15 protein-coding genes are annotated in these 18,103 nt (G+C 66.2%); 10 read left to right on the top strand and 5 right to left on the bottom strand.

Annotated elements, in window-relative coordinates; genetic code table 11:
• Nucleotides 1-15 precede the first annotated feature (15 nt).
• The 3 genes from ACUCV0_RS00790 (at nt 16) to ACUCV0_RS00780 (ending at nt 3,832) form a co-directional block, all read left to right on the top strand.
• The gene (locus tag ACUCV0_RS00790; RefSeq protein WP_313648933.1) at nt 16-1,269 is read left to right on the top strand and encodes a sensor domain-containing phosphodiesterase; all 1,254 of its coding nucleotides are present in this window, start codon (nt 16-18) and stop codon (nt 1,267-1,269) included.
• 119 nt (nt 1,270-1,388) lie between these two features.
• Nucleotides 1,389-2,636 carry a diguanylate cyclase gene (locus ACUCV0_RS00785; RefSeq protein WP_482211781.1) on the top strand — a complete coding sequence of 416 codons (1,248 nt, stop codon included), beginning with the start codon at nt 1,389-1,391 and terminating at the stop codon, nt 2,634-2,636.
• A 116-nt stretch (nt 2,637-2,752) separates the two neighbouring features.
• The gene (locus ACUCV0_RS00780) at nt 2,753-3,832 is read left to right on the top strand and encodes an SMP-30/gluconolactonase/LRE family protein (protein WP_271654152.1); all 1,080 of its coding nucleotides are present in this window, start codon (nt 2,753-2,755) and stop codon (nt 3,830-3,832) included.
• Between the two features lie 3 nt (nt 3,833-3,835).
• Here the strand turns inward: ACUCV0_RS00780 and ACUCV0_RS00775 are convergent, their stop codons facing one another.
• Both ACUCV0_RS00775 and ACUCV0_RS00770 read right to left on the bottom strand, forming a co-directional pair.
• Entirely contained in the window at nt 3,836-4,189 is a 354-nt protein-coding gene (locus tag ACUCV0_RS00775) for a hypothetical protein (RefSeq protein ID WP_059313956.1), read from the bottom strand.
• A gap of 140 nt (nt 4,190-4,329) precedes the next feature.
• Nucleotides 4,330-5,439 (bottom strand): DUF1615 domain-containing protein, encoded by a 1,110-nt coding sequence (locus ACUCV0_RS00770; RefSeq protein ID WP_482212243.1) that lies wholly within the window; start codon nt 5,437-5,439, stop codon nt 4,330-4,332.
• Nucleotides 5,440-5,654: 215 nt separating this feature from the next.
• On the opposite strand from ACUCV0_RS00770, the gene ACUCV0_RS00765 reads away from it, so the two are divergent.
• Nucleotides 5,655-6,866 (top strand): YeeE/YedE thiosulfate transporter family protein, encoded by a 1,212-nt coding sequence (locus ACUCV0_RS00765; RefSeq protein ID WP_313648940.1) that lies wholly within the window; start codon nt 5,655-5,657, stop codon nt 6,864-6,866.
• 9 nt (nt 6,867-6,875) lie between these two features.
• Here the strand turns inward: ACUCV0_RS00765 and ACUCV0_RS00760 are convergent, their stop codons facing one another.
• Both ACUCV0_RS00760 and ACUCV0_RS00755 read right to left on the bottom strand, forming a co-directional pair.
• On the bottom strand, nt 6,876-8,147 hold the full coding sequence (locus ACUCV0_RS00760) for a hypothetical protein (protein WP_434775989.1): 1,272 nt from the start codon (nt 8,145-8,147) through the stop codon (nt 6,876-6,878).
• 37 nt (nt 8,148-8,184) lie between these two features.
• Nucleotides 8,185-9,762 carry a hypothetical protein gene (locus ACUCV0_RS00755; protein WP_482211780.1) on the bottom strand — a complete coding sequence of 526 codons (1,578 nt, stop codon included), beginning with the start codon at nt 9,760-9,762 and terminating at the stop codon, nt 8,185-8,187.
• 558 nt (nt 9,763-10,320) lie between these two features.
• On the opposite strand from ACUCV0_RS00755, the gene ACUCV0_RS00750 reads away from it, so the two are divergent.
• The 5 genes from ACUCV0_RS00750 (at nt 10,321) to ACUCV0_RS00730 (ending at nt 15,515) form a co-directional block, all read left to right on the top strand.
• On the top strand, nt 10,321-12,465 hold the full coding sequence (locus ACUCV0_RS00750; RefSeq protein ID WP_482211779.1) for a polysaccharide biosynthesis tyrosine autokinase: 2,145 nt from the start codon (nt 10,321-10,323) through the stop codon (nt 12,463-12,465).
• A 117-nt stretch (nt 12,466-12,582) separates the two neighbouring features.
• Complete coding sequence (locus ACUCV0_RS00745; protein WP_482211778.1) at nt 12,583-13,809, top strand: SpoIIE family protein phosphatase; 1,227 nt, start codon at nt 12,583-12,585, stop codon at nt 13,807-13,809.
• Nucleotides 13,810-13,813: 4 nt separating this feature from the next.
• Nucleotides 13,814-14,377 (top strand): SiaB family protein kinase, encoded by a 564-nt coding sequence (locus ACUCV0_RS00740; protein WP_482211777.1) that lies wholly within the window; start codon nt 13,814-13,816, stop codon nt 14,375-14,377.
• Nucleotides 14,378-14,394: 17 nt separating this feature from the next.
• A complete protein-coding gene (locus tag ACUCV0_RS00735) occupies nt 14,395-14,784 on the top strand; it encodes a DUF1987 domain-containing protein (protein WP_059313949.1) in 390 nt (129 codons plus the stop codon).
• A complete protein-coding gene (locus ACUCV0_RS00730; RefSeq protein ID WP_271654147.1) occupies nt 14,781-15,515 on the top strand; it encodes a GGDEF domain-containing protein in 735 nt (244 codons plus the stop codon). Before ACUCV0_RS00735 ends, ACUCV0_RS00730 begins: the two co-directional genes overlap by 4 nt.
• Before the next feature lie 100 nt (nt 15,516-15,615).
• On the opposite strand, the gene ACUCV0_RS00725 is transcribed toward ACUCV0_RS00730, so the two are convergent.
• Nucleotides 15,616-17,250, bottom strand: a complete 1,635-nt coding sequence (locus ACUCV0_RS00725) for a glucan biosynthesis protein D (protein ID WP_059313947.1) — start codon at nt 17,248-17,250, stop codon at nt 15,616-15,618.
• 241 nt (nt 17,251-17,491) lie between these two features.
• Between ACUCV0_RS00725 and ACUCV0_RS00720 the strand changes: the two genes are divergently transcribed.
• Complete coding sequence (locus ACUCV0_RS00720; protein ID WP_482211776.1) at nt 17,492-17,875, top strand: glyoxalase superfamily protein; 384 nt, start codon at nt 17,492-17,494, stop codon at nt 17,873-17,875.
• Nucleotides 17,876-18,103 lie beyond the last annotated feature (228 nt).

The raw sequence follows: 18,103 nt of genomic DNA, 5'->3' as shown, positions 1-18,103 counted from the left end.
CCCGGGAGTGAGGATATGAGGGAATCAGGTACCGAGTTGTTGGACGTGGTTGGCCTGGATACCGGCAATCTGAGCAGCCAGGGCTGCATCGACAAGGTGCTGCACGCGCTGCGCACTCATCTGAACATGGACGTGGCCTTTCTGGCTGAATTTCGCCAGCAGGATCGCGTCTTCCGCAATGTCGATGCCGAGCCCGACGCGCCGATCAAGGCCGGTGATGCGCTGCCGCTCAGCCAGGGCTATTGCCAGCAGGTGGTCACCGGTCATCTGCCTGAACTGATCCCCGATACCCGCGCCATCGGCGCCACCCGCTTGATCCCGGAAACCCGCGCCGTGCCCATCGGCGCGCACCTGAGCGTGCCTGTCCGTCTCAGCGATGGCGAACTCTATGGCACCTTCTGTTGCTTCAAGTACCAGCCTGATCCAACCTTGAGTCCGCGCGATCTGGAACTGGTACGAACCTTCGCCGAACTGGTGGCGGATCGTCTCAGCCTGGATGCTTCCAGCCGCCGCGGCCAGGTTGAGATGCGCCAACGTATCCAGGGCGCGGTGGCCGCCCATCAACCCAGCATCGTCTACCAGCCGATCTATTACCTGGCCGATCTACGCATTGCCGGCTGGGAATCCCTGTCGCGCTTCCACTGCCCACCGCAACGCAGCCCCGACCTGTGGTTTTCCGAGGCCAGCGCCATCGGCCTGGGCGACGAACTCGAAGAAAGCGCCATGCGCTATGCGTTGCAAGGTTTGCAGAGCCTGCCGGACGATACCTACCTGACCATGAACTGTTCACCGCAGACCATCCTGGCCGGCCGCCTGCCCGCGCTGCTGGCTGGCAATCCGCCGGGACGGCTGGTACTGGAGATCACCGAGCATGCCGAGGTGAACGACTACGACGCCCTCCACGCCCAGCTGCGGCCGCTACGGGCGCAGGGCGTGCGCCTGGCGATCGACGATGCCGGCGCCGGTTATTCGAGCCTGAGGCACATCCTCAAGCTGCGCCCGGACATGATCAAACTGGACATGAGCCTGGTCCGTGACATCGACAGCGACGCCGAACGCCGGGCGCTGGCCTCGGCGATCATCGCCTTCGCCCGCGAGACGCGTAAGGAAGTGATCGCCGAGGGCGTGGAAACCCTCGCCGAACTGGCGACCCTCAAGGCCTTGCAGGTGGACAAGGTGCAGGGCAACCTGCTGAGTCGCCCGCTACCGCGCGACGACGCCCTGCGCCTGCCCCGGCAGCGCCAACTCGAAGGCCAGCAGGACAGCTGAATCGAAGGATCGGCGACCATTCAAGTCGCCGACCCTTTGGCCGATACGCCTAGGCGAATCATCGCTTCACCTGACGCCAGACCCGCTCTCGGCCGACCTTTGCCCTGCAGGAGTTACCGGTGCGTTCCATCCTGGTCATCGAAGACAGCCCCATGGTCCTCAAGATCCTGGCGCACCTCTTTCGGCAGCAGCGCGAATTCGAGCCGGTGTTCTGCGCCACCCTGGCCGAAGCCGAGCTGATGCTGGAGACCTCGGCCAACCTCTTCTTCGCCGCCCTGGTGGATCTCAACCTGCCCGACGCCGCCAATGGCGAAAGCGTCGACCTGGTGCTGCGCTATCGGCTGCCCTGCATCGTCCTGAGCGGCTCCTACGACGAACGTCGGCGCGACGACCTCTTGACCAAGGGCGTGGTCGACTATGTGCTCAAGGAGAGCCAGTACTCCTACGAATTCGCCTTCCGCCTGCTGCGCCGGCTGGATAGCAATACCGCGGTGAAGATCCTGATCGCCGAGGATTCCGACGCCACCCGCAACTACATCCGCCACGTGCTGACGCCCCACCGCTACCAGTTGCTGGATGCCTGCGATGGCAACGAGGCCCTGCGCCTGTTGCAGGAACAGCCGGACATCGACCTGCTGGTGGTGGACCACAGCATGCCCGGCATCAGCGGTTTCGAACTGGTGCAGCTGCTGCGCCAGAAGCTGCGGCGTCACGATCTCAGCATCATCGGGCTGTCAGCGGACGAGAAGGGGTCGCTCAGCGCCAAGTTCATCAAGCAGGGCGCCGATGACTTCCTGCGCAAACCCTTCTGCCCCGAGGAGCTCAACTGCCGGGTGGTCTCGACCCTGGAGCGTCGGGATCTCATGCGCGCCCTGACCCATGCCGCCCAGTACGATTCCCTCACCGGCCTGCGCAATCGCCGCGCCTTCCAGGATCAGGCCCGGGACTGGTTTCGCCAGGCCGAGCGCGAGGGGCGGTCGCTCAGCGTCGCCATGCTCGACCTGGATCACTTCAAGCGCATCAACGACGAATACGGTCATGCCAGTGGCGACAGCGCCCTGGTGGTGTTCGCCCAGGCCCTGGCGCGCACCCTGCCCCAGGACCTGACCGGTCGCCTGGGTGGCGAGGAATTCGCCCTGGTCAGCCGGATGCCGCCGGAGCAGTTGCTGCAGGCACTGGATCTGTTGCGGCGTTACTGCCACGCCCAGACCTATGCCCCCGGCGCGCCACCGCTGTCGTTCAGTGCGGGCGTCTTCAGTGGCCTCGCCAACGACCTCGAAGGTTTCCTGCACGAAGCCGATCGCCTTCTCTATCAGGCCAAGCGCGAGGGCCGTGGCCGTACCTGCCTGGTGCTGGACGCCGACTAGGTCAGCACCCGGGTTGGCGCGATCCACCACAAGACATATGATGTCGTACGATCAGCCTGGCTCGCCGGGCTGATGCGTATCGTCTCGTCCAACAATAACAAGCAAGGACCTGCCTCATGCACGACTCCCATCCGGGTCTCGCTCGGCCATTGTCACGTCGCCGGCTGCTCCAGGGCGGCCTGGTCTGCGGTGCCGCCCTCACGCTGCCCAGCCTCGCCCGTGCCGCCGAACCCCTGAGCCAACGCTATCCCGATCCGCTCATCGAGATCCTTGATGACCGCTTCCTGGAACTGCGCCTCTTCAATGCCAGCGTCGAGCGTCTGGCCACCGGTCTGCGCTGGGCCGAGGGGCCGGTCTGGATCGGCGACGGCAACTACCTGCTGATGAGCGACATCCCCAACAACCGCATCATCCGCTGGGATGAGGTCAGCGGCCGGCTGGACACCTATCGCGCCCAGTCGAATTTCTCCAATGGCCTGACCCGCGACCGCCAGGGCCGGCTGATCGCCTGCGAAGGCTCCACCACCCACGGCCAGGGCCGGCGGGTCACCCGCACCGAGCACGATGGCCGCATCACGGTGCTGGCCGATGGCTTCGAGGGCAAGCCGTTCAACTCCCCCAATGACGTGGTGGTCAAGCGGGATGGCTCCATCTGGTTCAGCGATCCGCCGTTCCAGGCGAACAGCGATTACGAGGGCCATCGCGTGAAGACCGAGCAACCCGACGGGGTCTATCGCATCGACGGCGAGAGTCTGGCGGTCACCCGGGTGATCGGCGACCTCAACGGCCCCAATGGCCTGGCCTTCTCGCCGGACGAAAAGCTGCTCTATGTGGTCGAGGGCCGCGCCAAGCCCAATCGCCTGGTATGGGCCTATACCGTCAAGGACGACGGCAGCCTGGGCGAGCGCCGCAAGCACATCGAGGCGCTGGAGTTCGGCGCCCTGGATGGCATCAAGTGCGACGTGGCGGGCAATCTCTGGTGCGGCTGGGGTAGCAGCGGCGCCCCGGCGGCCAAGCCCGAGGTGCTCGATGGCGTGCGGGTGTTCGATCCCAGCGGCAAGGCACTGGGGCATATCCATCTGCCGGAACGCTGCCCCAACCTCTGCTTTGGTGGCCCGGAAGGCAACCGGCTGTTCATGGCCGGCTCCCACTCGCTCTATAGCCTCTACGTCAACATCCGCGGCGCCGGACTCTAGCCGCTAGCGGGACTCGGGCGGTGATTGCTCGACCAGGGTGGTCAGGGAGTCGAGCACGTTGTCCAGGGCATAGGCCGCCTCGAAGCGCGCCAGGTTCTGCGTGAGGTCGGCCAGGCTGGTGGTGATCCCCAGCCAGTTGCCCAGGCCGATCTGGCGCGCCGCTTCCGGTAGCGAGCAGCCGCCATCGCGGCGTTCCAGCCAGGCCAGCACCAGCTCGGGCGGGGTATTGGCTTCGAGGCCCAGGGTGCGCAGCAGGCGCAGGGCCTTGGCCTGTTCGCGGGGCGGCAGCCGATGGCGGGCCGAGGGGGTGGGCTGGTCGACGATAAGCGTCAACCGGGAGCCGGGGATATCGGTCATCTGGACCTCTAGGGGACTACACCAGAACCGTACGGCGTAAGGCCGCTTCATCTCCCCATGGTAGGGCAATAGTCTGGCCAATTGCCATACCTTGCCCTGGCCCTCATCGCCCTGACAGCGCCGTTCGGCCCCTGCCCCACTCAGCGCGCGGCGCGGCTCCGGCAGCGCTGCCAGCGCTCTTCCACCCGCTGGGCGAACCAGGCGGTGGTCAGGGTGCGGGTAATCTTGGGGCTCTCCAGGGTGATGCCCGGCAGGACGGCACGCGGTAGGCTGCGACCGGCCTTGCGCTCGGCCAGGGCATAGACCTTGGCATAGAGATCGGTCTTGGCGAAGTCTTCCGAGTTGCCCGCTTCCAGATCGTGGCGGATGGCGATGTCGCTCATGCCCAGTGCCGGGGCCAGGCGATTCACCGCGCGCTCGGTCTCGCCCTGGGTCCGCGAACCGGGCACCACCAGATCACCATCCAGCGCCAGCTTCACCCCTGAAGCTCGGCTCACCGCACTCTGGAAGGCGGCGTTGCGACTGGCATACCAGCCGGCGTTGAAATCGGCGAAGCGATACAGCGGGGTGGGATAGTCCGCCGGATAGCCCAGCAGGTGCGCGGTGCCGAAATAGAGGCCACCACGTCGGCTGAACACCTCGTGGCGAATGGAGCCCTCGCGGTCATAGGGATAGTCGCGGGCATGGGCCTCGGCGAAGTCGATGCTGACCTGCATGGGGCCGCCGGTGCGCACCGGATTGAAGCGTCCGAACAGCTGGCTACCCAGCGGTACCATGGCGATGAAGTCCTCGAAGATCAGACTCAGTTCGCGCTCGGTACGGGCACCGTCCAGGCGCTGAGCATAGGTCTTGCCACTGGGCGACTGGAGATTGAGCGCCGTGCGCACCAGCAACTGGGGTACATAGGCCCGCGCTGCGCGCCGATCGATCTCCTCGCGGGCGATCCGTCCCAGCCCCGGCACCGGAGGATCGACCTGGTAGGTGGACTCCTGCTCCGCCACGGCCAGCACGGCGCAGAGGTTGTCCGTCGAGGGATCGAGCTCCTGGGCGCTGAAGGCGGTCTGGATGTCGCTCGCCCAGCCCTGCCGATCAGACACGTTGGCGGGCAGCAGGCGCAGGAGCTCGGCCCGCACCTCGGCTGGCGAGCGGGTGGGCCCCTGGGAAGTGGGCGTCAGGCTGCAACCGGCCAGTACCAGTGCACCAGCGAGGGCGGTCCAGCCGCGCAGCCGCGACCAGGTGGGCAGAACGATGGCAGGCAAGACGAGGGCGGATGACACGGCAGCTCCAAGAGATTTCTTTGGCCGCTTTGACCACGCTCCACGTCAAAAGGCTGAGCCAGAAGACTTATAACCACTGGTTATATAGATGTAACGCTTTCATTCAAGCAGCCGCGTCTGTCCGCTGGGATTCCCTGACAAGTCCTACTAAAATTGTCGGACTATAGTTCGAACCTACTGGAACCATGATGCAGCAGACCTCCACGCTTTCCTCCCCGCGCCTGCCCTGGGCCGCTCTCTGGGCCGCGCTCCTGCTCGCCCTGGGCATGGTCTTCGTCGGACAGGCCGCAGGTAGCCGCCAGGCACTCTTGCTACTCTTGGGCGGCGCGCTGGGCCTGACCCTTTATCACGCTGCCTTTGGCTTTACCTCGGCCTGGCGGGTTTTCATCCGTGACCGCCGCGGCGCCGGCCTGCGTGCCCAGATGGTGATGCTGGCCCTGGCCGTATTGCTGTTCTTTCCCGCCCTGGGCGCTGGCAGCCTTTTCGGCGAGGCGGTCCGTGGCAACGTCTCGCCGCTGTCCACCTCGGTGGTGGTTGGCGCCTTCCTGTTCGGCATCGGCATGCAACTGGGCGGTGGCTGCGCCTCCGGCACCCTGTTCACCGCCGGCGGCGGCAATGCGCGGATGCTGGTGACGCTGCTGTTCTTCGTCATCGGTTCGCTCGTCGCCACCCAGCACCTGGGCTGGTGGTTCGCCCTGCCCAGCCTGCCGCCGACCTCCCTGGTGACCAGCCTGGGTGTGCTGCCCGGTATCCTGGTCAGCCTGGCGCTGTTCGCGCTGATCGCCTGGACCACGGTGGTGCTGGAGCGCCGTCGCCATGGCAGCCTGGAAGTCACGGTCCCCGGCGAACATCTGGGCGCGGCGCGCCTGTTGCGCGGCAGCTGGCCGCTGGTCTGGGGTGCCATCGCCCTGGCCGTGCTCAACTTCATCACCCTGGCCCTGGCTGGTCGCCCCTGGGGCGTCACCTCGGCTTTCGCGCTCTGGGGCGCCAAGGGCGCCGGGCTGCTCGGCCTGGACGTGTCCGGCTGGGCCTTCTGGCAGCAACCGGCGAATGCCCGGGCGCTGGCCGAGCCGTTCTGGTTCGACATCACCAGCGTGATGAACCTCGGCATCATGCTGGGTGCCCTGGCCGCCGCCGGCCTGGCCGGTCGCTTCGCCCCCAGCCTGCGCATTCCCGCGCAGTCTCTGATCGCGGCGGTGCTCGGCGGCCTGCTGCTGGGCTACGGCGCACGCCTGGCCTACGGCTGCAACATCGGCGCTTACTTCAGCGGCATCGCCTCGGGCAGCCTGCACGGCTGGCTGTGGCTGGTGGCGGCCTTCGCCGGCAATAGCCTGGGCGTGCGCCTGCGTCCCTTCTTCTTTCCCGGCGAGCGTCGCGTCGAGCGACTGACCGGCTGCTAGAACGGATCGCTAGACCGGCAAGGGCTGGTGACCGGACGGCAGGGCCGCCGGTCGCTCCTGCAGGGTCACCCTCCCGACCTGGGGCGCGCCGTGATAGGTCTTGAGCGCCTGCATGACAAAGAGCAAGGCGGCGGTGCCCTGGTATTCGAACAGGCCCTGCAGCGGCCAGATGGTCATGAAGGCGAGGAACACCGCCAGGGTGAATTCCAGGTCCCGGCTCAGCTTGCGCGCGACCAGGTAATGGACCGCCAGGCCAATGGGAATGACCAGGACGGACAGGAAGCCGAAGCGGAACACGGTGCCGAAGATGCCGACGTCGGAGAGGAAGAAGTAGTCGCCGAAGATCGGCTTGAAGCCGTCGTTCCACATCAGGCTCAGGCTGCCGCTGGGCAAGCCGTTGTACAGCTGCAGGTGGTTGATGATCTGGGAAATGGTGTTTTCCCGAACGTTGTCGGTTGGCCCTTCCTGCACCGAGCGCGCATAGAAATCCAGGTTGAAGCCGAGGGTTTCCAGGAGGTGCGGATAGAGGATCAGCGGCGCCACGATGATGGCGCCGAACAGCGCCGGTCCCACCAGGCGCGCACGCAGGGCGAGGATGGTGAACACCAGGCAGACCACGATCAGCTGGCGGGTCTGCAGCACCACCACGATGGTCGCCAGAAAGAACAGCGCCAGCATGCCGTGACGCAGCTTGGGGCGCAGCTGGCCGTCGATGAAGGAGCGCCCGCGACCGGCGAAGTAGATGCAGATGAAATAGCCGAAGAAGATGGCCCCCGCGCCCGTGGACGCGCGCCCGGGGCGGCTGAGGTCCTTCACCTCGTCGCGCAGGTCGGGCAGCATCTTGAAGTAGGACAGCCAGCACAGCAGTGCCGAGAGCAGCCCGACCAGGATGATCAGGTTTTCGAACTGGGGGGCATTCAGGCGCTTGGCCAGATAGAGCACCAGAAAGGCGCTGAAGCAGTAAAGCACCCGTCGCTCCTCGATGAGGCCATAGACCAGCGGCTGGCCCCAGAACAGCTGGGCGAACAGCGCCGGCAGGCCAACGAACACCGCCGTGGAAAACAGGCAGAAGCCCATCAGCAGCTGATAGTCACGCTGCGGTCGCTGCCAGGTGCTCAGGGTAAAGAGCACGAAGAAACCCAGGCAGATCGCCAGGTACAACTCGCCCACGTAGCGGATGCCCACCGGATTGGTCGGGCTCTGTTCGAAGACGCCGAACTGCAGGACCATCAGGCCACCCAGGGCCAGAAAACTCAGTCGATTGATCAGCGTACCCGGCATTCCCGGTTTCCTCGCGGCGTGTTCATGGATAAGGCGTTCATTGCAGGCGCCAGTCACCTTCGACCTTGGCGTAGGTCAGCTGGCGGCCGTCCGCCAGACTCAGGCGGGCGCGGGTGTATTCAGGCAGGTCGACGCGGAAATCCCGGCCTTCCAGATAGAGCCCGCCACAGGCCCCCGACTCGCGGTGGTAGTCCAGTGGCTGGCGCTGCAATTCGTGGATGCTGCGGTGGAACAGCAGGTTGGCGTAGCCGCGCACCGTCATGTCGGTGGAGATGAGGGTGCAGTCCAGCGCGACCTGGCCCTTCACCAGCCCCACCAGGGCCTGGTTCTGCTGGTCGATGACGTGCCAGCCGGCGTAGCCGGCGATATCCTGGCGATAGGTCTGGCCGTTCTGCAGCGCGGCTGCCACCAGCAAGACAGCAAGCAGGGCGCGCCCGGGGGTTTTCAGGGCGATGAAGGCCAGGCCGAGCACCAGCGCGGCGGGAAAGATGAACTTGAGACGGTCGAAGGAAAACTGGGTGGCGTGCTGCAGCAGCAGCAGGTTTTCCAGCAGCGGCAGACTGGCGGCGGCCAGCAGCAGGGCCGTGCTGCGCGGCCAGTTCAGCGTCCGCCGTTTCCACAACAGCACGCCCAGGGCGATGGCCACTGCCGCCAGGAACAGCCCGAACGACAGCCCATAACCGGCGAAGAAGTCGGTCAAATGGGCATTGTTCGGGCTGCGGGCGAGAAAGCGCCGGGCAAAGGCCTTGAGCGTCGGCAGGAGGCCCGCCGCCAGGCTGTAGTGCAGCAGCACCAGCAGGCCGGCCAGCGCCGTGGCGAAGGCCAGCCGCCAGGCCATCCGCTGTCCTTCCGGCCATTGCCGACGTTGCAGCCAGAACAGCGCGACCAGGCCGCCGCCGAAGACGTAGCCGGTCCATTCGGTCAGGGCGCCGAAACAGACCAGCCCGGCCAGTACCCAGCCAAGACGGGCACGCTGGCCCACTGGTGCCTGGAGGTAGTGGAAGAAGGTCAGCAGGCTGGCCAGCAGCAGCACCTGGTAGAAGCTCTGCACCCAGTAGAGCAGACCCTGGGAGAGCAGTGCCTCGCGACTGAACACGGCGATCAGGCAGCCCAGCACCGCGGTGCCGGCGGCCAGGGCGCGACTGGCGCCCTGGCTGCGCAAGACCAGGTACAGCAAGCGGAACAGCAGCAGCGCCGTCAGGGCGCCAAGGGCGGCGTTGAACAGCGCCAGGTTGTGCATTGAAGGCGGCAGGCCGGCGACCTTGAGCCCCAGATAGGGGGCGAGAAAACCGTAGCTGCTGAAGCTGGTGTAGACGTAATCGCCACTGTGGGTCGGGATGGTGGCGCCCCAGGACACCTGCTGGTCATGGCTGCCGCCCAGGGTGATGGTGGGCAGCCACCAGTGGCGGGTCACGCCGGATTCATCCAGGGCGTTGAGACTGAGCAGCACGTGGTAGCTGGCTTCGAGATTCTGCGCCCCGGTACCGTCGCGGAAATCCGGCAGGCGCCAGAGCAGCGCAGCCAGCAGCAACAGGCCAACCGCCAGACCACCCAGCCAGAACGGCCATCGTCCGACCCGGACCCCGGAATGGGTAACGCCAGATGCCACACTCATTGTCCTGTCTCCTGACAGCCATGCAGTCGAGAACGCCGTCCAGGGCAGTGAAGAACCAGGCGCTACCCTCCGCAGGCCTGGTACAACCGGTACAGGACCGCGCGTGGGCATGAGGCCACACAGGCGGGTAACCGGGCTTCAACCGCTGACTACATTCAAGAAGCCGTCAGGAACACGGCATCACCCGGGGGCGACGCCGCTTAACACAAAGACTGGCTCGACGGCCCCACTGGAGGGACGAGGAACAGGGCCTGCCACGGTGCGTCGTCGGCAGGCATGACAGGTCGCAAAGAAGACTGCCTTAGCACCTTGACGCTGCCAAGCCGGCATCCGGCGCGTTCTGCACGGGGTGTCACATTTTTGGCTTTTGCTTTCGCTTAGAGTCGACGCAGCACTCCAGCCGACAAGGCGCGGATCCTTGATCCAGCGCCTGGCGTTCCCAGCTGTGCCCAGCCTGGTGTGAAAATCTCGACCCCGGTTCGCCGACCGCCGTCTCCCCCGGACAGGCATCGGCCGCGACGGCTGTCCTCACCGTACCTGCCCAAGGCCCGCTCCTGCATGGACAAGTCGCATCAGGCTCTACCCCCTGCTCCTCACGCCGCGGACATCGGTTTCGCGCGCTACTGCGCCGCGCTCTGGCGCCATCGCCGCGGCCTGCTCGCCTGCGTTGTCCTCTGCACCCTGCTGGGTGTGGCCTACGCCCAGTTCGCCGCTCCGCGCTATCAGGCGGTGGCGACCCTGCAGATCGAATACCAGCGTGGCATCGTGCGCCTGGACGACGCGGACAACGGCCGCCCCATGCCACCGCCGGAAGCCATCACCGAGATGCAGTTGCTCACCTCGCGGCGCGTGGTTGGAGAGGTGGTGGATGCCCTGGGCCTCGACCTCAGCGTCACCCCGCGGCGGGTGCCGCTGCTCGGCGACTGGCTGGCGCGCCGCCACGAACGGGCCAGCGCGGCGATAGCCACCGCGCCGTTCGGCCTCCATCGGTTCGGTTGGGGCGGAGAGCAGCTCACGATCGCCAGTCTCACGGTACCCGCTGCCCTCTATGGCCAGCCGCTTACCCTCACCGCCGAGGCACCCGATCGCTTCGTGCTGGCCGATGCCAAGGGGAACCGCCTGCTGGAGGGCCGCCTGGGCCAGCCGGCCAGTGCGGGCGAGTTGCGGCTGGACATCGCCCAGCTGCACGCCTATCCAGGCACCGAATTCATCCTGGTCAAGCAGCGCCGCGGCGTGGCCATCCAGGCGCTGCAGGAGCGACTCAGGGTCAGCGAGCGCGGCAAGCGCTCGGGCATCCTCTCGATCCAGTTGCAGGATACCGATGCCCTGCGGGCCCAGCGCATCCTGCAGGGCATCACCGAGGCCTATGTGCGCCAGGACGTGACCCGCAATGCCGACGAGTCCACCCAGCAGCTGGCCTTCCTGCGCCAGGAGCTGCCACGGGTGAACCAGCGCCTGAGTGCCGGTCGCCAGGCCCTGGACAGCTACCAGCGGCAACGGGGCTCCATCGCCATCGGTGCGGAGGGACGCAGCCTGCTGAGCCAGGCGGTGGAGCTCGACGGCCAGCTATCGGCCCTGGAAATGGAGCGCCTGGGCCTGGCCCTGCGCTTCACCCCCACCCACCCCCTGTACCAGACCCTGCTGGCGCGGCGCCAGGTGTTGAATCGCCAGCGTCAGGTCCTGCAGCGGCGCCTGGGCCAATTGCCGCAGACCCAGCAGGAGGTGCTGCGCCTGCAACGCGAGGTGGAGGCGGCAGACAAGGTCTATGCGCTGATCAGCAGGCGCATCCAGGAGCTTTCGGTGGTGCGAGCCGGCACGGTGAGCGATGTGCGCATCATCGACCACGCCTATACCCAGATTGCGCCGGTCTACCCGAAGAAACCCCTGCTGATCCTCAGCGCCCTGCTCTTCGGCTGCCTGGCCGGCGGCGCCTGGGTCTATCTGCGCGCCAGCCTGGAGCGTGGCATCGAGGACGCTGGAAGCCTGGAAGAACTCGGCCTGCCGGTGCTGGCGCAACTGCCCCTGGCGCCAGGTCGCCAGGCCGGAGGACCGCTGCAGACGCCGCTCGACGCCGGCTATCAGGAGGCACTGCGGATCCTGCGCACCAGCCTGGCCTTCGCCCGTACCGAGGCGCGCAATGACCTGCTGCTGGTCACCAGCGCCAGCCCGGGCGCCGGCAAGTCCTCGGTGGCCGTGCAGCTGGCGCGGGTCTTGGCGGAAGGCGGAATGCGGGTGCTGCTGGTGGACGCCGACCTGCGTCGCGGGCGCCTGCACCGTCGCCTGCAACTGACGCGCCGCCCGGGCCTTGCCGAGGTGCTGGCCGGCCTGGCGACCCCCGAGCAGGCGATCCAGCCCACGGTAATCGCCGGCCTGGATTGCCTAGTGGGCGGCATCCGGCCGCCCAATCCAGCCGAACTGCTGATGAGCTCACGCTGTACCGAGCTACTGCGTGGGCTGCAGCAGGACTACGAACTGGTGATCCTCGATACCCCACCGGTGCTGGCGGTGACCGATGCGGTACTGCTCGCCGCCCAGGCCGGCACCTGCCTGCTGGTGTCGCGCCATGGCTGCAACACCGCCAAGGAAATCGAGGCGACCCAGCGCCAGTTCGCCCACAGCGGCCTGGTCCTGCAAGGCGCGGTGCTCAATGCCGTCCCGCCCCAACCGTTCGCCCGCGGCTCCCTGGGGCTGCTGGTGAGTTGAAGCGCCAGCGCCCAAGGCCAGGTGCAGCGCCATGCTGGCGCCTGGCCATCCCCTGTCATCAAAGCTCAATACGGAGCCCCTAGGCTGCATCGACCTCCCGAGAACGGATTCTTATCGATGTCGTCCGCTCCCCTGCCTTCCTCCCGCGCGGCCTTCCGCCCCTGTCAGCGCAGCGCCCTGGATCTCTGTACGCAATGGCCGGCGGTCGAGGCCGAGCACACCAATGCCAGGGTCATGGACCTGTTCAACGAGCGGCGCGAGATCACCAGCCTCGCGGTGATCGAGAACGACCGGCCGATCGGGCTCATCAACCGCGACATCTTCCTCTCGCAGATGAGCAAGCCATATCACCGGGAAGTCTACGATCGCAAGAGCTGCATCGCCTTCATGGACAAGGAACCCCTGGTGGTGGACGCCGGCCTGTCCATCGAGGAGCTGACCCGCCGCACCGTCGAGGTGGGCGAGAAGGCGCTGGCCGATGGCTTCATCGTCACCCGTGAAGGCCGCTTCGTCGGCCTCGGCCTGGGCGTGCAGCTGATGCGCATCGTCGCAGATCTGCAGGCCGAGAAGAATCGCCAGATCATGCACAGCATCGAATACGCCAGCGTCATCCAGCGGGCCATGCTGCGCAGTTCTCGCGAGACCCTGGCGGTGATGGCCCAAGACGCCACCCTGGTCTGGCAGCCGCGCGACGTGGTCGGCGGCGACTTCTATCACTTCGCCCAATACGAAGACGGCTGGTTCGGCGCCATCGCCGACTGCACCGGCCATGGGGTGCCCGGCGCCTTCATGACCATGATCGCCTCGTCCTCCCTGACCCAGGCCCTGCAACAACTGGGGCCGCGTGATCCTTCCGCCCTGCTGGCGGCGATCAACGTGAGTGTCAAGGCGATGCTGGGGCAATCCGGGGGCATCTCCGAATCCAACGACGGCCTTGACCTGGCCTGCTTCTGGGTGGATCGCCACGGCCACGGCCTGACCTATGCGGGCGCCCGCCTGCCGCTCCATCTCCTGGCGCCCGACGCCGCGGAGGTCCTGACCCTGGTCCCCCTGCGCCTGGGCTTGGGGTATGCCGACAGCCCGCTGGAGCAGTGCTGGCCAGCCACCACCCTGCCGCTGCCACCGGGAAGCCTGCTGTTCGCCACCACCGATGGCCTGCTCGACCAGATCGGCGGCCCGCGACGCACCTCCTTCGGCAAGAAACGCGCCCTGAATCGGCTGACCGACGCGCGCACGGCACCGACCGCGGTGTTCTGCCAGCAACTCGCCGACGATCTCGCCGCCTGGCAAGGCGACGAGCAGCGCCGCGACGACCTCACCTTCTTCTGCATCCGCGTGGACTGACGTCATGCTGACCTCCCTAGCCGAGAACGGGGCCTTCCTGGAGATCGCCCAGCAGCAACAGGTGATCTTCTATCACCACGGTTACTTCTCCCATGGCATCGTCGCCGCCATGGCCGAGGTGGTGAAACTGCAACTGGAATTCGAGGGCATCAGCGGCGCCACCCGGCGCAAGCTGTTTTCCTCCTTCATCGAACTGTCACAGAACGTCCTGCACTATTCCGCCGATGCCCTGCCCCCGGACACGCTCGCGGATGCCAAGCTGGGCCAGGGTTCGGTCTGTATCACCCGCCAGGATGGCAACTACCAGATGCTCTGCGCCAATCCCATCGTCAGCGACAAGGTCCAGGCCCTGCGCGTGCGCCTCGAACCCCTGTGCAGCATGTCGATCGAGCAGATCAAGCAGGCCTACCGCGAGTCCCTGCGCGCCGAGACCCCCACCGACAGCAAGGGCGCCGGCCTGGGCTTCCTGACCATGGCGCGCGATGCCAGCGCGCCACTGGAGTTCGCCTTTCATCCGTCCACGCGGAATCCGGGCACCGCCCTGTTCTGCCTGAAAGCCATCATCTGACCAGGGCCTACTCTCGTATGGACAATCTGTTCATCGCCCCCACGCCCACGTCGCCCGAGGTGGATTTCCGCTTCGCCGAAGACGTGCTTTGGCTCAAGGGTGAATCCTTTCCGGAAAACGCCGCTGCCTTCTATCTGCCGGTGATCGAGCAGCTACGCGCCTATCTCGACCAGCGGCAGGAGGCCACGCTGCTGGTGCATGTCGCCCTCGCCTACTTCAACAGTTCCAGCACCAAGATGCTGTTCACCCTGTTCGACGCCCTGGACCAGGCGGCCCAGGCCGGCAACCGGGTGGAGCTGCATTGGTACTACGATGCCGAAGACGAGACCATCCAGGAGTTCGGCGAAGAGTTGCGGCTGGACTTCCAGGCCCTGGCGTTCGTCGAGCATCCCGAGCTGCCGGCATGACCGCCAGCGTCCGGCGCTATAGCCCGGCCGATCCAGGCCCCGACCTGTTCGAGCAGGAGGCCGGGGTCCTGCAGGCGGCACGCGCACTCTATACGGCCGATGACGCCGACGCCGAACGCTACCGAGCCGCGCTGGGCGACCTGACCCTGCACTTCGAGCGGCTGATGCGCGAGACACGCCGGCTGATCGCGCGCAGCGACCGCGCCGAGCGCGAGATGAATGCCCTCAACCAGCAGTTGCAGACCCTCACCCAACAGCTGGAGTACCGCGCCACCCACGATGCCCTGACCGGGGTGCTCAATCGCGGCGCGGTCATCGACCAGGCCGGCCAGGCCCTGCGCCAGGGTGGCGGCGCCATGATCGTGCTGGACATCGATCACTTCAAACGCATCAACGACGAATTCGGCCATCCGGTCGGAGACCGGGTCATCCAAGCCATCGCGCGCTGTCTGCAGGAGATCGTCCAGGCGCCGGCCATCGTCGGCCGGGTAGGTGGCGAGGAATTCACCGTCTTGCTGCCAACCACGGCGCGGGACGAAGCCCTGGCCATGACCGAGCGCCTGCGCCTGCGCATCGCCCAGGACACGACAGGGCCGGCGCCGGTGACCGCCAGCTTCGGCCTCAGCCTGAATGCGCCGGGCACCGAGTTCGAGATCGCCTACAGCCTGGCCGATGCGGCGCTCTATCAGGCCAAGCGCGGCGGGCGCAACCAGGTGATGCTGGCCGACTAGCGGTGCCCAGCGCAGGCGATCACTACCTGCCTGGCCTTTCACGGGACGAAAAAAAGCCGCTGCGCCTGGCGAGGCACAGCGGCTTTTTCAGGTCAGTCGCTTAGGACTGCTTCCAGTCCGGATAGCGGCGCTGATCGGCCGCCGGCGGAAAGTACTGGAACAGCCAGGTTTCGCTCAGGGCGCGGTCCTGGGTCCGGATGAAGGCGCGGATCTGCACCGGATCGGCCTTGTCGCTGGTGGGGTACCAGTCGAAGATCACCCGGTAGCCGCCAATCTCGTCGATCTTGAGCACATGGAAATCCTGCACCTTGCCGTCGGTGACGGTCACCACCGGCTCGATGCCGGTGCCCTCGGGCAGGAAGGACAGGCCGCCGCCATTGAAGTCGATGGCGAAGCGCCGTGCCCAGACCTTGGGCCAATGCTCACCGGGCGCCCAGCCTTCGGGGAAGCCGCCGATCCCGGAACGGGTCGCGTAGACCCGCGCCAGCGGGGTGCTCACCGGTGGCAGCGCGCTCCAGTGCAGCTTGTAGCCATAGTGCAGCGACTTGCCGGCGGTGATGGTCTCGGCCGGGGCCCAGAAGGCCACGATGTTGTCCAGGGTCTCGCCGGTGGTGGGGATCTCCAGCAACTGGATGGCGCCCTCGCCCCAGGCGGAGGTGGGCTCGACCCACAGGCTCGGCCGGCGGTCATAGCGGACCATGACGTCCTGGTAGCTTTCGAACTCGTGATCGGTCTGCACCAGGCCGAAGCCCTTGGGACTGTCGTCCTTGAAGGCGTTGAATTGCAGCTTGGGCGGGTTGTTCAGCGGGCGGCAGATCCACTCGCCATTGCCCTTCCACATGGCCAGGCGGTCGGAGTCGTGGATCTGCGGATGATAGGTGTTGCAGCTCTGGCGCTCGTGGGTGCCACAGCTGAACATGCTGGTCATGGGCGCGATGCCCAGTTGCTTGATGTCGCGACGGGCGTTGACGTTGGCGTCCACGTCCATCACCACCCGGTCGTTCAGGCAGTCGATGTCGAAGCGATAGGCACCGGTGGCGCTGGGCGAATCCAGCAGCGCATAGACCACGAAGCGCGTGCTGTTCTTGTTCGGGGTGACGAACCAGAACTTGGTGAAATCGGGGAATTCCTCGGGCCGATCGGCGTAGGTATCGATGGCCAGGCCACGGGCCGAAAGGCCGTACTGGCGGGTCTTGTCCACGGCGCGGAAGTAGCTGGCGCCCAGGAAGGAGACGATGTCGTACTGGGCCAGGTGCGGCGCCTTGAACAGCTTGAAGCCAGCAAAGCCCAGGTCGCCCTTGAGCTGGCTCTTGTCGACACCGCTGTCGTTGTAGTTGAACAACTCGGGGCGGAAGTGGACTTCCTTGGCCTCGTTGGTCTTGGGGTCCACCGAATACATGTGCACGGGTGTCTTGAAGCCCATGCCGACATGGAAGAACTGCACGTCCAGCTGGCCCTTGAGGTCGTGCCAGAGCGAATGCTGGGCATCGTAGCCAATGGCGTTGAACTGCTGGGGCGTCATGTTCGCCAGGGTATCGGGCAGCTTCTGGGCGGTAGGCTGGTAGGCCTTTCCGGCCAGCTCCTTGGCATGCTGCTTGAGCCAGTCGAAATCGAAGGCCTGGCCGTCGCCATTGGCCGGATTGGCAAAGGCCTGGAGGGCGAACAGCCCGGTGGAAGGAATGCCGGTGTAGGCCGCCAGGGCCAGGGACGCTTTGAGCAGGTGTCGACGCTGCATGGATCAACCTTGGTCACTAAGGATGAAAAGATTCGGCCCAGCCGAACCGCCAGAGAGAAAAAGAATGCACGATACCCGGATAGGTTCGCCATCGCACCGGTGAACTGCAGCCTAGCGCACGCTCTGGCCTGCCAGAGGGGTTACCAAAGCTTTCCGGATCACAGTTCGGGTTGCCGGGCAGCCTCAAAGGTGCGCCCTGGCGCTCACCCCACCGCGCTTTCTGCGCCTGTCGAGTACCGCCATGCCCATCGATACCGTCGCCTTCGGGCAACCCAGCCCCATCCTGCGCATCTTCGATGACGAAAAGGCGCGTGAATTCTATTGCAGCTTCCTGGGCTTCCGCCTGGTCTGGGAGCATCGCTTCGAGCCGGGATTGCCGCTCTACGCCGAAGTCGAGCGCGCCGGTCTGCGCCTGCACCTTTCCGGCCATCATGGCGACGCCTGTCCCGGCTCGACGGTCTTCGTACGGCAGACCGGCATCCGCGCCCTGCAGACCGAGCTGCTGGCCAAGGACTACGGCTTCGCCCGGCCGGGCATCGAGGAACTGCCCTGGGGCCTGGTGATGGAGATCGCCGATCCCTTTGGCAACAGGTTGAGGTTTTGCGAGGACAAGGCGGCGGGTTAGCCCCTGGCGCGGGCCCGCTTCGTTGGGCTTCGACGGTGGAGCTGTCTCAACCCAACCTACGGAAGACCCTGGATGGACTTGGCTATCAGGGCAGGCACACTTCGTGGAAAACGCTACGCGGTTTCCACCCTACGCCGGCGTCACGCCCCCCTGCCGCTCCGCTCCCTCTCCCTCGGGGAGAGGGTTGGGGTGAGGGAAAGGCACCACCCACGGTCACCGTCACCTTCG

The sequence above is a fragment of the Pseudomonas sp. VMV1 genome (assembly GCF_056790235.1).
The sequence above is the reverse complement of the archived record's forward strand: the minus strand, read 5'-3'. Positions and strand labels throughout refer to the sequence as shown.